General features: G+C 68.8%; 10 protein-coding genes. All 10 read right to left on the bottom strand.

Going from position 1 to position 12,833, the window contains the following annotated elements:
• Positions 1 to 13: 13 nt before the first annotated feature.
• The 10 genes from EV678_RS14375 to EV678_RS14330 all read right to left on the bottom strand — a co-directional run bounded on the left by EV678_RS14375 (position 14) and on the right by EV678_RS14330 (position 12,832).
• The gene (locus EV678_RS14375; protein WP_130460013.1) at positions 14 to 649 is read right to left on the bottom strand and encodes a PepSY-associated TM helix domain-containing protein; all 636 of its coding nucleotides are present in this window, start codon (positions 647 to 649) and stop codon (positions 14 to 16) included.
• Between the two features lie 8 nt (positions 650 to 657).
• Positions 658 to 1,338 carry a Fe2+-dependent dioxygenase gene (locus EV678_RS14370; protein ID WP_014236752.1) on the bottom strand — a complete coding sequence of 227 codons (681 nt, stop codon included), beginning with the start codon at positions 1,336 to 1,338 and terminating at the stop codon, positions 658 to 660.
• 79 nt (positions 1,339 to 1,417) lie between these two features.
• A complete protein-coding gene (locus EV678_RS14365; RefSeq protein ID WP_130460012.1) occupies positions 1,418 to 3,721 on the bottom strand; it encodes a TonB-dependent receptor in 2,304 nt (767 codons plus the stop codon).
• A gap of 249 nt (positions 3,722 to 3,970) precedes the next feature.
• Positions 3,971 to 5,095, bottom strand: coding sequence for an alpha-hydroxy acid oxidase (locus EV678_RS14360; RefSeq protein ID WP_130460011.1), 1,125 nt, complete (start codon positions 5,093 to 5,095; stop codon positions 3,971 to 3,973).
• Between the two features lie 102 nt (positions 5,096 to 5,197).
• Complete coding sequence (locus EV678_RS14355; RefSeq protein ID WP_130460010.1) at positions 5,198 to 6,616, bottom strand: trypsin-like peptidase domain-containing protein; 1,419 nt, start codon at positions 6,614 to 6,616, stop codon at positions 5,198 to 5,200.
• Positions 6,617 to 6,644: 28 nt separating this feature from the next.
• Entirely contained in the window at positions 6,645 to 7,754 is a 1,110-nt protein-coding gene (locus tag EV678_RS14350; protein WP_130460009.1) for a cytochrome-c peroxidase, read from the bottom strand.
• Between the two features lie 8 nt (positions 7,755 to 7,762).
• Positions 7,763 to 10,594 carry a TonB-dependent receptor gene (locus EV678_RS14345; protein WP_130460008.1) on the bottom strand — a complete coding sequence of 944 codons (2,832 nt, stop codon included), beginning with the start codon at positions 10,592 to 10,594 and terminating at the stop codon, positions 7,763 to 7,765.
• Positions 10,595 to 10,672: 78 nt separating this feature from the next.
• Positions 10,673 to 11,605 (bottom strand): FecR family protein, encoded by a 933-nt coding sequence (locus EV678_RS14340; RefSeq protein WP_165397537.1) that lies wholly within the window; start codon positions 11,603 to 11,605, stop codon positions 10,673 to 10,675.
• Positions 11,605 to 12,111, bottom strand: a complete 507-nt coding sequence (locus tag EV678_RS14335; RefSeq protein ID WP_130460006.1) for an RNA polymerase sigma factor — start codon at positions 12,109 to 12,111, stop codon at positions 11,605 to 11,607. Before EV678_RS14335 ends, EV678_RS14340 begins: the two co-directional genes overlap by 1 nt.
• 1 nt (position 12,112) lies before the next feature.
• Positions 12,113 to 12,832: an EAL domain-containing protein gene (locus EV678_RS14330; protein ID WP_130460005.1), complete on the bottom strand. Its 720-nt coding sequence runs from the start codon at positions 12,830 to 12,832 to the stop codon at positions 12,113 to 12,115.
• Between the last annotated feature and the right edge of the window lies 1 nt (position 12,833).

The following is a 12,833-nucleotide window of genomic DNA, read 5'->3' as shown; positions in this document are numbered from 1 at the left end:
GTTGGGGGAAAGATCAGTGCATCAGCAGCAGGGCCAGCAGCAGGGGCACCAGGGCGCCCAGGCCCACCAGGGGCCAGGTGCCGGGCCGGTTGCCGGCGTGGTACTTGAGGATGAGCAGGCCCGAGAGGGAAAACACCAGGCAGGCGGCGGAGAAGATGTCGATGAACCAGCGCCAGGCGCCGCCGGTGTGGCGGCCCTTGTGCAGGTCGTTGAGGTAGGAGATCCAGCCCCGGTCGGTCACTTCGTATTCCGCCTCGCCGCTTTCCCGGTCGATGCGCAGCCAGGCGTCGCCGCCGGGCCGGGGCAGGGCCAGGTAGATTTCCTCCGGCAACCATTCGGCCTCCTGGCCGGCCGCCTCGATGTCCAGAGTCGCGGCGGCCCAGGCCGCCAGGGCCGGCGGCAGGGGCGCCTGCCGGGCCTCGGCGGCAGTCGGTGCCAGCTGGGCTTGCAGGGCTTCGGGCAGTTGCAGCTGCTGGCGCAGCACCGTCGGTTTGCTGCCGATGTCGGCGGCGTGGTTGAGGGTGATGCCGGTGACGGCAAAGAGGACCATGCCCAGCAGGCAGATGGCGGAGCTGATCCAGTGCCACTGGTGCAGGGTCTTCAGCCAGCCGGGGCGGCGGGCGGGGGCGATGCTTGCTGCGGTGTTCATGGGACGGCTTACATCTCCGCCCATTGGCGCAACAGGTTGTGATAGTGGGCGGTGAGGGCCACCACCTCCTCGCTGTCGCCCACCTGCTGGCGCAGCTTCTGGATGGTGCAGTCCAGGTCGAACATCATGGTGCGCTTCCAGTCGTCCCGGATCATGCTCTGGGTCCACAGGAAGGAGCAGATGCGGGCGCCCTTGGTCACGGGCTCGACCCGGTGCAGGCTGGTGGAGGGGTAGACGATGGCGTCGCCGGCCGGCAGCTTGGCCTGGTGGCTGCCGTAGGTGTCGTCCACGAACAGGTCGCCGCCCTCGTATTCGTCTGGGTCGGTGAAGAAGATGGTGGTGGAGACGTCGGTGCGGATGCCAGCTTGGCTGCCGTGGGGATAGCGGATGGCGTTGTCCACGTGGTTGCCGTAGAAGCCGCCGCCTTCGTAGTGGTTGAAGAAGGGCGGCAGGATGCGCTGGGGCAGGGCGGCGGAGAAGAAAAGGGGATTATTGAGCAGGGCGCCGGTGACGATTTCCCGCAGGCGGGCGATGGCCGGCGTGCCTTCGGGCAGTTGCAGGTTCTGCTTGCGCTGGGCCGCCTGGATGCCGGCGGTGGCGAGGCCGTCCTGCCATTGGGCGTTGGCCAGAATGTGGCGGCACTCGGCCACCTGGTCCCGGGTCAGCAATTCCGGAATATGCAGCATCATGATGCAGGGCTCCTTGGCGATGGGCTAGGCCCGGGTGAAACGGAAAACCCGCCCGGCGGACCGGGCGGGGAGGTAACGCTTAGAACTTGTAGTTGGCCGTGAGGATGGCCTGGCGACCCGGGGCGACGCTGACCATGTGGCTGGCGTAGGCCTTGTCGTAGTACACCTCGTCGAACAGGTTCTGCACGTTGAGGCGCAGGGACAGGTTCTTGTCCACCTGGTAGGTGGCCATGGCATCGGCACGCCAGTAGGAGGGGACCCACTTGGTGTTGGCGGCATCGCCGTACACCTTGGAGACGTAGTAGGCGCCGCCGCCGATGGTCAGCTGGGGCAGGATGCGGTAGCTGGTCCACACGCTGAAGCTGTGCTCGGGCGTGTTGGGCACCTTGTTGCCCTTGTTCTCGGCGTTGGCGTTGTAGCGCCAGTTGGTGCCGCTCTTGCTCCAGTAGGAGGGGCCCGGTTCCACCAGTTCGGAATCCATGTAGGTGTAGCCGCCGGTGACCTGCCACTTGTCGGTGAGGTTGCCGGCAAAGCCCAGCTCGTAGCCGTTGATGCGCTGCTTGCCGACGGTGGCCATGGTGTTGGCGTCCAGGCTGATCTTGGCGTTGCTCTTCTCGATGTTGAAGACGGCGCCGGTGAGAGCCAGCTTGTTGTTGAACAGGTTCCACTTGGTGCCCAGCTCGACGCTGCGCACCTCTTCCGGCTCCAGGTCCTTGTTGGTCAGGGACAGGTTGTCCGAACCGTCGCTGGCGGTGATGCCGGAGGGGTTGGCGGCGGTGGCGTAGTTGGCGTAGATGCTGCCGTTGTCCTTCGGCTTGAAGACCACGCCGGCCTGGTAGCTGGTGAAGCTGGAGCGGCTCTGCAGCGGCACGGTGGTGGATTTGGTGCCGTTGGTGGTGTAGCCGTCGAGGGAGGTGCGGAACTCGTCGTCGCGCAGGCCCAGGTTGAGCAGCCACTGCTTGTTCAGGGTCAGGGTGTCGAAGACGTAGATGCCGCGGGAGGCGGTGCGGGTGTAGGTGCCGGCGGTATTGCGGGTGACGGTGCCGGTCCAGGGATCGTTGGGGTTCGGATTCTGGATGTTGGCGTTGGATGCGCCGGTCACGGTGTAGCCGCGGCTGTCCACTTCGTTGTGCATGAACTCGATGCCGGTGGCGATGTTGTGCTTGATGTCGCCGGTGAAGAACTCGCCCACCAGCTCGGTGGCGTTGATGACGCTGTCGCTGGTGGAGTTGCGGTTCTTGGAGCTGCGCGGCAGGGTAGTGCCGGTGACGATGGAGGCGTTGGAATCCCCCGGGTTGGTCACCACGTAGTCGTTCTTGGTCTGGGTGAAGCGGGTGGAGTTGCGCACCGTCCACTTGTCGTTGATGTCATGTTCCAGCTTCAGGGTCTGGCTGTTGACCTCGGTGCGGCTGAAGTCCCGATTCACCAGGCCGTAGAAGTTGTTGCGGTTTACACCGAGGGGACCGCCGTCGCCGTTCTTGGCCACGGCCGTGGGGTTCAGGGTCGGGGCCACGGTGGGCGGGGTGGTGGCGGTGGAGCCGCCGGTGCCCTGGGCCACGGTGGCGTACTTGGCGATGGGATTGTTGTAGGGGATGCCGTAATCCGGCAGGCCCTCGGTCTGGTAGTGGTAGACGCTGAGGCTGGCGCGGGTGGGGGTGCCCAGGCCGGCGGCGAGGGAGGCGGCGACGCCATCCTTCTTGTTCCACACGGCGTCGCGGCCGGCCACGTCGCTGTCTTCCTTCATCAGGGAGAGGCGGGCGGCCATGTGGTCGCCGATCTGCCGGTTGATGTCGGCGGTGGCCCGCTTGTAGTTGGCGGTGCCGACGCCGATGCTGGCATCGCCGAAGTTGCCCAGGCGGGCATTCTTGGTGCTCAGGTTGATGCTGCCGCCGACGGCGCCGCCGCCGCTGTAGGCGGAATCGGGGCCCTTGGTGACGTCCACCTGCTCCACGGCGAACATGTCCCGGGACTGGGAGCTGGGGTCGCGCAGGCCGTCGATGAAGAAATTGGCTTCGGACTTGAAGCCGCGGATGATGGGGATGTCGCCGGCCGGCGTGCCGCCTTCGCCCATGCCGAAAGTGATGCCGGGGGTGGTGCGCAGGGCATCCTGCAGGGTGGTGGCGTTGGTCTGCTGCAACACTTCCTTGGTGATGACCGTCAGGGTCTTGGGCGTATCCACCAGGGGGGCCGTGTACTTGGTGGACGCGGCCGTATCCGCCTTGAAGGTCTCCGTCTCGGCGGTGACGCTGACTGTGGACAGGGTCTGTTCCTGCTGGGCCAGGGCGACGCCGGGAACGGCGAGGGCCAGGGCGGTGAAGGCGGCGCTGCGCTTGAAACGGGGCTGCTGGTCGGGGGCGTGCTTGTGGCTCTGGATGTAGGCCATCGGTCAAATCTCCGTGGGGATTTTTGTGGGAAGTCGTTGAGGCTGGCTTCCTGACCGATGACGTGCCGGCGGGCGGCGTCTGCAGGTGGCTGGCTATCCGGGATCGTTAAATCTCGTAATGAAGCCAATGATAATTGTTTTCATTTGTAATGGTCAAACCGTAGGCAGGCCGGAAAGGCTTGCCAGATCAGGGGTTTCGCACGGATAGCAGGCGGCGACGCCTTGATTTTCAATGGATTTCAACCTGGATCAAGGTTGCGTCCGGGTGTGGTGTGAAAACAACAGGTCGGCGTTGATGTCGGCCAGGGTGGCGCAGCCGGCCATGGCCATGGTCACCTCCAGCTCCTCCCGCAGCAGCTTCAGGGTGTGGGCCACGCCCAGGGGGCCGGCCGCCGCCAGGCCGTAGACCCAGGGCCGGCCCAGGAGCACGGCCGCGGCGCCCAGGGCCAGGGCCTTGACCACGTCGCTGCCGCGGCGGATGCCCCCGTCCAGGAGCACCGGCAGGCGGCCTTCGACGGCCTGCACCACCGCCGGCAAAGCCTCGATGCTGGCCGGCAGGGTGTCCAGGCTGCGGCCCCCGTGGTTGGAGACGATCAGGCCATCCACCCCCAGGTCGGCCGCCCGGCGGGCGTCTCCCGGGTGGGTGATGCCTTTGAGGATCAGCGGCAGGCGGGTCAGGGAGCGGACCCAGGCGATGTCCTCCCAGGTGGGGGCTGCGGCCATGATGCCGTCGAAGACGATGCTCTGGCCCGGATGCAGGGCGGGCTGGGCCGGCGCCGCCATGCCCCGCAGATTAGCCGGGTCGATGCCGGCGGGCAGGTGGAAGCCGATGCGCTGCTCCCGGTTGCGCAGGCCGAAGATGGGCACGTCCACCGTCACCACCAGGGCCTGGTAGCCGGCGGCCTCGGCCCGCTGCACCAATTGGCGGGTGAAATCCCGGTCCGGCTGGAAGTAGAGCTGGAACCACAGGGGCGCTTCGGCCTGGGCGGCAATGTCCTCCAGGGGCGTGCTGGCCAGGGTGGACACCACCATGCCCGCCTGCAGGGCGCCGGCGCCGAGCACGGTGGCCAGTTCCCCCTCGGGATGGAACAGCTTCTGGTGCGCCACCGGGGCGAGAAAGAGGGGATGCTCGTAACGCTGGCCGAACAGTTCCAGCCGGGTGTGGCCGCCCCGCACGTCGGCCAGGACCCGGCCGTTGAGGCGCAGGCGGTCGAAGGCCTCCTTGTTCCAGCGGAAGGTCAGCTCGTCGGCGGAACCGCTGTGCAGGTAGGTCCAGGCGTTGTCGTCGAGGCGGCGGCGGGCATAGGGCTCGTAATCGCTGACGGCGGCGATTTCCCGGGGGATGCGTTCCAGCAGGGGGGCGTTGAAGGCCATGGCGGAATGGGGGCGAGAGGCGATAGGACAAACTTTACCGGCAAATCGGCGCTGCCGCTGCCACCGCGCCCGGGTCGGGGCGGAGGCAGCGGTGGCGCCGGCTCAGTCGTCGGTGGTGCTGCGGGGCTGGCCGGGGGCGGTCGTGCTGGTGGTGCCCACCTGGGGCCGGGGCCCCAGGGGCAGCACCAAGGCCCGGCCCTGGCGGCGGATGCCGAGCAGGCCCATCTCCCGGTTGGGGATGCGGCCCAGGGCCAGGTTGAGATCGTGGATATCCTTCACCGGCTGGCCGTCCAGGCTGTCGATTTCGTCTCCCGGGTCCAGCCCGTTCTGCTCGGCGATGCCCTGGACGGCGAGGATGCGCAGGCCGCCCTTGCCCGGCAGTTCCTGCAGCACCAGACCCAGGCTGCGGGCCGGGTCGTAGGCGGCCAGGTTGGTGGCGGGGCGCGGCACTTCCCGCTTTTCCCCCAGGACCACCCGCACGCTGCGGGACTGCTGCTGGCGCCACAGTTCCAGCTCCAGCCGGTCGCCCGGGGCGGCGGCGGCGAGGAAGCGGTGCAGGTCGCCGCCGTCGGCCAGGGGCCGGCCGGCGATGCCGATCACCAGGTCGCCGGCCTGCAGCCCGGCCTTTTCCGCCGGGGTGTCGGCATGGACCCGGGTCACCAGCACGCCCCGCTGCCGGCCCAGGGCCCGGGCCGCCGTTTCCGTCGCCTGCAGCTCGGCGCCGAGCCAGCCCCGCTTCACCTGGCCGTCCCGGATGAGGATGGCGGCCACCCGCCGGGCCTCTTCCACCGGGATGGCGAAGCCGATGTTGGTATAGCCGCCCGAGCGGGAGAAGGACATGGAATTGATGCCCACCAGCCGGCCCTCGGCGTCGAACAGGGGACCGCCTGAATTGCCCGGGTTGATGGCCGCATCGGTCTGCAGGAAGGCCACGTGGGGATTGCTCGGCAGGAAGCGCCCGCTGGCGCTGACGATGCCGGCGCTGACGCTGTGGGCCAGGCCGAAGGGCGAGCCGACGGCGAAGACCGGGTCGCCGGGGCGCAGCTCCTTGCTGCTGCCCAGGGGCACCGGCGGCGCCAGGGGGGCGGCGGTCTTGAGCACGGCGATGTCGGTGGTGTCGTCGCTGCCCACCACCTTGGCTTCCACCTCCTGGCCGTTGGGGGCGATCACCAGTATCTGCCGGGCGCGGCGCACCACATGGGCGTTGGTCAGGAGATGGCCCTGGGCGTCGAAGACGAAACCGGAGCCGGTGCCGTCCGGCACCGGCAGGCCCGGCGCGGTGTTGGCGGCGGCGACGGCGGCAACGCCCTCGCTGCGGCGGACGCGGATCTGCACCACGGAGGGCAGCCGCTCGGCAACCCGCATGGCCAGGCTGCCCTGGCCGGTCGTGCCCAGGGATAGGCTCGGGGCGGCGCTCTGGGGCTGGCCCGGCGTAAGGACGGCGTCCCCGTTGGCGGCGGCGGATGCCATGGCGAAGAAGGCCAGCCAGAGGGCGTGGCGGAGGGGGGCGGTATGGGTCATGACGGTGTTCCTGGCGGGGTAGGGCAGCTTAAAGGGTCTGCAGGAAGGCGGCCAGGGCCTCTACGTCGGCCTCGTTCAGTTCCAGCTTGCGGATCAGGGGCGACAGGGGCGGGGCGTAGGGGTCGCCGGCGGCCACGGCCTTGGCCGTGGGGTTGCCCATGGCGTTGCCGTACATGCGCAGCAGACCCTTCAGGTCGGGGAAAACGCCGTTGTGCATCCACGGCCCGGCCTGGGCCACGCCCCGCAGGCTGGGGGTGCGGAAGGCGCCCAGGTCGGCCTTCTCCCGGGTCACCTCGAAGCGGCCCAGGTCCTGGTTGCGGCGGCCGTAGTAGGAGAGGCCGATGTGGTGGAAGCCGTGGTCGGTGAGCAGGGGGCCGTTGTGGCAGTTCATGCAGCGGGCCTGGGTGCGGAACAGGTGCAGGCCCTGCAGCTCCTTGTCGGAAAAGGCGTCCTGGCGCCCGGCCAGGAAACGGTCGAAGGCCGTGGCGGGCGGGCGCAGGCTGCGCACGAAGTCGGCCAGGGCCCAGGCCAGCTGGGCCTCATCCAGGGTGGGGGCGGCGAAGGCGGCCCGGATCAGGCTGCGGTGCTCCTCCAGGCCGTTGACCCTTGCCACGGCGGCGGCGATGGGGTGGTTCATTTCCACCGGGTTGGCGATGGGGCCGACCACCTGGGCTTCCAGGCTGTCCACCCGGCCGTCCCAGAACAGCTTGGCGGCAAAGGGAGCGGCGAAGAGGGGCGGGGTGCGGCGGCGGCCCATGAGCTGGTCCTCGCCCACGGCCAGGGGCTTGCCGTCGGTGAAGGATTTTTCCGGCTGGTGGCAGGAGGCGCAGGAAACCTGGCCCTTGGCGGAGAGGCGGGGGTCGAAGAAGAGGGCCCGGCCCAGGGCCACCCGGGCGGCCTGGCGGGGGCTTTCGGTGGGTGCCACGGCGGGCACCGGCGCCATTTCCTGCCAGGCCACGCCCGCATCCACCTGGGGCTTGGGCCAGGTGCCGGGGGCGCCCTGGTAGAGCCGGCGCAGGCAGGCGTTGTCCCAGCTGCCATTGCTGCGGCAGGCGATGTCGGGGGCGGCGGCCAGGGCCGGGCCGGCCGCCAGCAGCAGAGTGAGGAGGAGGGGCTTGGAAAGCGGTGTGATGTTCATGGCGGGCCTCAGAAGCGGTAGCCGAGTTCCAGCCAGAACTGGCGGCCGGTTTCGTACTGGGGGATGTTGTTGACCGGCTCCAGCTGCATGGAGCGGTTGAGCACGTTGTCGATGCGCAGGTTGGCGAAGATGCTCTGGGTGCCGGTGACCTTCTTGCTCCAGCCGATGTTCATGTCCCAGCTGAGGGTGCCCGGGTACTGGCGGGACTGCCACACCGCATAGCTCTCGCCGTTGATGGTCTGGGTGGTGCCCGTATTCACCACCGCCTTGTAGCCGCTCTTGAGGCGGAAGAAGTTGGTGATGGTCAGGTTCCACGCCGGCAGGCTGGACAGGGTGGTCAGGCGCAGGGTCTTGGGCCGGTTGTAGTTGTCGGCGGGACGGTCCACGTAGCGCACCAGCTGGCCGTTGTAGAGGATGTACTTGTCCATGTCGGTGAGGCTGATGGAGGTGTCGATGTCGGTGTGGGACTTCTTGATCTCCGTGATGTCGAGGCCGAATTCCCACTGGTGGGTGGTACCCGCCAGCTTCCACGGGGTGGTGGAGCGCAGCAGCAGGGTGGTGATGTCGGTCTCGTTGCGGCCGTCGTTGGTGTAGGCGTAGTAGTTCTTGTTGGTGCTGCTGTTCTTCAGGGTGCGCAGGGTGACCTGGTCCTTGCCTTCCCGGTTGATGAACTTCAGCTCCGCCAGCCAGCCGTCGAAGCGCTGGGAAAGGCCCAGCATTTTTTCGTCGTCGAAGGGAATGTCGATTTCGTTGAAGCGGTTGACGATGGCGCTGCTGGGCGCGCTGTACACCCAGTCGGTGATCTTGCCGGCGGTGATGGTGCGGGACTCGGTGATCTTCAGGGCCTCCCGGCCTTCCCGCAGGCGGTAGCCGAAGAAGGAGCGGCCGTAGTAGCGGTTCTGGCCCAGGACGACGTTGGTGCGGTTGTCCCCCAGCACGTCCAGGTTGAGGGAGAAGCGGGGCGCCAGGGTGGCCTTGTCCATGTAGTCGTCCCAGTCGCCGCGCAGGCCGAAGCGGGTACGCAGGCGGGCCCAGCTGACGTCGTCCTCCAGGAAGTAGCCGAACTTGTTGGTGGACAGGGCGATCTCGCCGGTCCGGTATACGTCCCGCTTGTTGAAGTACTGGCCCTTGCCGGCAAAGCCGGTGTAGTTCACCGCCCCCAGGGAGCAGGCGTCGCTGTCGCTGCCGCCGCTGGCCAGGGCGCAGGTGGTGGTGGCCTTGGCATTGGCCGGCAGGTAGACATAGTGGTCGTTGAGGCGGGCATAGCGGGCCTCCTCCGCCTCGAATTCGGCACCGGCCATGAAGCGGTGGGCCGTGGGCCCCAGGGCCAGGGCGATGGATTCGAAGCGGGCCTGCAGGGAGGCGGCCTCGGAGGTCTGGTCCACATTGCCCCAGGAGCCTTCCACTTCGGTGGTGGCGGTGGGGGAGGGATTCCAGTTCTTGTCGGTGGAGGGGCGCCAGGACTTCTGGTAATTGGTTTCGCTGCGGCGGGAGCTGTCGGCCGTGGTGTAGCCAGCCTGGACGAACCATTTGCCGGTCGTCATGCGGTGCTCCAGGGCCGCCTGCAACTGCTGGCCGCCGGAGGTCAGGGTGAAGCCGGAATCCTTCTGGTTCTTGATGAAGTAATGGTCCTCTCCCGGCGCATCCACCACCGTCACCCGCAGCCGGGTGTCCGGCGAGATGTTGATGACGTTCTTCAGCCACAGGTTGTCGATCTGCCGGGTCTGGGTCTTGGCCGAGGCGTCCGTTGTGTTGCCGGCGCTGCCGTAGGCGTGCAGGGGAATGTCGGAGGTACGGCGGCTGAAGGCGGCGGTGACGCCCCAGTTTTCCGTGAGGTGGCCGCTGACGTTGCCCTTGTAGAAGATCTTGCGGAATTTGGGTTGGGCCGTGTAATCGCTGGATTCCTGGAAGGACTGGTAGTCCTGCTCGTCCACGATCAGCTTGGTCCAGTTGCTGCTGGTGTACTGCACGCTCATGGCCCCGCTCAGCTCGGCCGTGGGGTCGCAGGTATCCACATTGACCACGCCGCCGTTGAAGCCGCCGTAGCGGGCCGAGACGTTGCTGTCGGCGATCTGCAGCTTGCAGATGAGGCTGGTGTCCAGGGCGATGCCCTGGGCGGCGCTGGGCGGGTTGGCGTAGTGGTTGGGGTTGTTGGAGGTGGGGTCGATGTCGTTGTTGATGCGGGCCCCGTCCACCTGGAACAGGTTCTGGTAGTACTTGGCGCCGTTGATGGAGATGTCCTGGGGCGCGATTTCCCCCTGGCGCTTGCTCTGCATGCGGGTCTCGCTGAACTGCACCCCCGGGTGCATCTTCAGCAGGCTGGTGGCGTCGCCGTTGCCGGCGGGGAAGCTGCGGATCAGTTCCTCGTCGATGGTGCGGCCGCCGAGAAAGGGGTCCCGCTGGTCCACCACCTTCACTTCAGGCAAATGACGGTCCGCAGGGGCGGCGGGGAGGATGGGCGTCGCCGGCCGCGCCAGTGTCGGCAGGGCCTCCAGCAGCACCGTGTTGCTGCCGGTGCTGCGGTAGCCGATGCGGGTGCCGGCCAGCAGGCGTTCCAGGGCCTGCAGGGGTGGCAGGCTGCCGCTGACGGCAGCGGAACGGCGGCCTTCCACCAGGGCCGGCGGGAAGCTGATCTGCAGGCGGGTCTGGCGGCCCAGCTCGATCAGGGCCGGCCCCAGAGCCTGGGCCGGAATGTCGAGGCGCACGGCAATGCCGGCGGCCGGCGCCTCCGCCGCCTGCAGCGGCAGGGCCGCCAGGGGCGAGAGCAGGGCCACGGCCAGGGCCAGGGGCCGCAGGCGGGGCAGGGGCACCGGGGAGGAGAGGGGATTCTGGGGGCGCATGATGACTCCGGAAAAATGGTTCTTTTCCGTAGGACGTCTGCCGGCCCGGTACACCCCACCCCCGGGTCGGATTTTTTTTCATCGCACCAGCAACAGCCCCGGCAGGCGGGTCACCTGCAGGCCGGCGCCCCTGGCCAGCAGGCCGAGGGCGGCCTCGGGCCGGGCCGGGTCCACCGTGCCCGAGACCAGCTGCTGCTGCGCCGCCTGGCTCAGCAGCAGCACCTTCTGGGGCAGGTAGCGCTGCAGCTGGTCGGCGGCCACGGCAAAGGGCTGGCGGTCGAAGGCCAGCATGCCGTCGCTCCAGGCATCGGCGCCGGCCGGAGCCCGGGCCGTTTCCAGGCCGCCGGGGCCCACCCGGGCCATGTCCCCCGGCCCCAGTACCGCTTCCCGCGGGCCTTCCTGGCAATCGCCGCAATGCACGGCGACCCGGCTTTCGAGCACCGTCACCACGGTTTCCCCCGCCAGCTTTTCCACCTGGTAGCGGGTGCCCAGGGCGGTGGCCCGGGTTTCGCCGACGGCGACGGAGAAGGGGGCGAAGCCTTCGCCCTGGGGCTGGCGCGCCACTTCGAAGAGGGCCCGGCCCCGCAGCAGCTCCACCTCCCGCCCTGCCTGGCCCAGGCGCACGCGCAGGGCGCTGCCCGATTCCAGGACCACCCGGGAGCCGTCGGCCAGCTCGATGTGGCGGTTGCCGCCCAGCTCCGCCAGGTGGTCGGCCCGGGCGGCGAGCCACCATTCCGGCAGCCAGGGCAGGCTGCCCAGGAGCAGGGCCAGGCTGACGGCGCCGGCCGCCGCGTGGCGGCGCCCCCGGGGCGGCTGCAGGCGTTGCCGCTGCACCTGGCCGAGGGTGCCCCAGAGGCGGCGGATCTGCTCGTAGGCCCGGGCGTTTTCCGCCGCGGCGCCATACCAGGCGGCGAAATCCGCCTCCGCCGCGGCATCGTAGTCGTCGGCCCCCTGGCGGGCGATCCAGCGGGAGGCCTGTTCCAGGGCGCGGGGGGGCGGCAGGCGCGGCATCACATCTCCTCCAGGATGGGCAGACATTGCAGCAGCACCCGGGCGATGTGCTTTTCCACGGCGGAAGCTGAAATACCCAGACGCTTTGCCGTTTCCGTGTAGGTGAGGCCCTCCAGCCGGTTGAGCACGAAGACCTCCACGGTGCGCGGCGGCAGGGCCCGGATGATGGCTTCCAGGCGCTCCAGGTTGCGCCGCTGCTGCACCGTCTCCAGGGTGTCGGGGCTGGTGGCCGTGGGGTCGCCGCTGGCGGCGTAGTCGGCCTGCAGGCGCAGTTCCCGGCCGTTGCTGCGGTGCCAGTCCACGGCGATGTTGGCGGCGACGCGGAAGACGTAGCTGCGGCCGTTGTCCACCGGCTCCGCCGGGCGGGCCTTGCACAGCTTGAACCAGCAATCCTGGGCGCAGTCCTGGGCGGCATGGCGGCAGCCGGTGCGCAGGGAGAGGAAATCCACGATCTCCCGGTAGTTTTCCAGGTAGATGCGGGAAAGCAGGGAATCGCTGGGGGGCATGTCAGGCCTCGGCGCGACGGAAGCGGTCGCGGAAAAGGAAACCTTGCACCAGGTCGAAACCCAGGCGCCGGGCCAGCTTCAGGTCGTTGGCGGTCTCCACCCCCTCGAGCACGGTGCGCACGCCCAGGCTGCGGGCGGCGGGCAGGGTCCAGGAGAGGATGGCGGTGCGCCGCTCCCGTTCCGGCGAGTCGGCCAGCCAGGAGCGGTCGAACTTGAGATAGGCGGAATCGTTGAGGGCGGCGAAGGAAATGAGACCCCGGGAGGCGGCCAGGTCATCCATGGCCAGCAGGACGCCGTCGGCCTTCAGCTCCTCCACCAGTTGATGGGAGAGGGCCACGTCGCCCATGTCCAGGTTCTCGATGACCTCCACCACCAGCCGCTGCCGGTGCGGCAGGAAGAGCTCGGTGAAGGCGTTGCGTCCGTCCGGGCCGTGGCCGGCGGCGAAGCTGTCCGGGTCCAGGTTGACGAACAGCAGGCCCTCCGGCGGCGCCAGGGAAAGCTGCAGGCGCTTGGTCTCCAGTTCGGTGTGGAAGAGCAGCAGGGGGTCGTGGTGCAGGGCCTGGAACACCAGGTCCGGCGGCAGGGGCGTGCCGTCGGCGGCGCTGAAGCGGGCCAGGGCCTCCCAGCCCAGGCTGTCGCCGCTGGCGGGACAGACCAGGGGCTGGTATTCGACGGCAAAACGGCGGGCGAGCAGGCATTCCAGCAGGGTGTGAGGGTGCATC

The sequence above is a fragment of the Azospira oryzae genome (genome assembly GCF_004217225.1).
GTDB classification, from domain to species: Bacteria; Pseudomonadota; Gammaproteobacteria; order Burkholderiales; family Rhodocyclaceae; genus Azospira; species Azospira oryzae.
The sequence above is the reverse complement of the archived record's forward strand: the minus strand, read 5'-3'. Positions and strand labels throughout refer to the sequence as shown.

What these genes read in the sequence shown, in the direction of transcription:
- EV678_RS14375 (WP_130460013.1), bottom strand. Translation starts at nt 649, where the DNA reads ATGAACACCGCAGCAAGCATCGCCCCCGCCCGCCGCCCCGGCTGGCTG.
- EV678_RS14370 (WP_014236752.1), bottom strand. Translation starts at nt 1,338, where the DNA reads ATGATGCTGCATATTCCGGAATTGCTGACCCGGGACCAGGTGGCCGAG.
- EV678_RS14365 (WP_130460012.1), bottom strand. Translation starts at nt 3,721, where the DNA reads ATGGCCTACATCCAGAGCCACAAGCACGCCCCCGACCAGCAGCCCCGT.
- EV678_RS14360 (WP_130460011.1), bottom strand. Translation starts at nt 5,095, where the DNA reads ATGGCCTTCAACGCCCCCCTGCTGGAACGCATCCCCCGGGAAATCGCC.
- EV678_RS14355 (WP_130460010.1), bottom strand. Translation starts at nt 6,616, where the DNA reads ATGACCCATACCGCCCCCCTCCGCCACGCCCTCTGGCTGGCCTTCTTC.
- EV678_RS14350 (WP_130460009.1), bottom strand. Translation starts at nt 7,754, where the DNA reads ATGAACATCACACCGCTTTCCAAGCCCCTCCTCCTCACTCTGCTGCTG.
- EV678_RS14345 (WP_130460008.1), bottom strand. Translation starts at nt 10,594, where the DNA reads ATGCGCCCCCAGAATCCCCTCTCCTCCCCGGTGCCCCTGCCCCGCCTG.
- EV678_RS14340 (WP_165397537.1), bottom strand. Translation starts at nt 11,605, where the DNA reads ATGCCGCGCCTGCCGCCCCCCCGCGCCCTGGAACAGGCCTCCCGCTGG.
- EV678_RS14335 (WP_130460006.1), bottom strand. Translation starts at nt 12,111, where the DNA reads ATGCCCCCCAGCGATTCCCTGCTTTCCCGCATCTACCTGGAAAACTAC.
- EV678_RS14330 (WP_130460005.1), bottom strand. Translation starts at nt 12,832, where the DNA reads ATGCACCCTCACACCCTGCTGGAATGCCTGCTCGCCCGCCGTTTTGCC.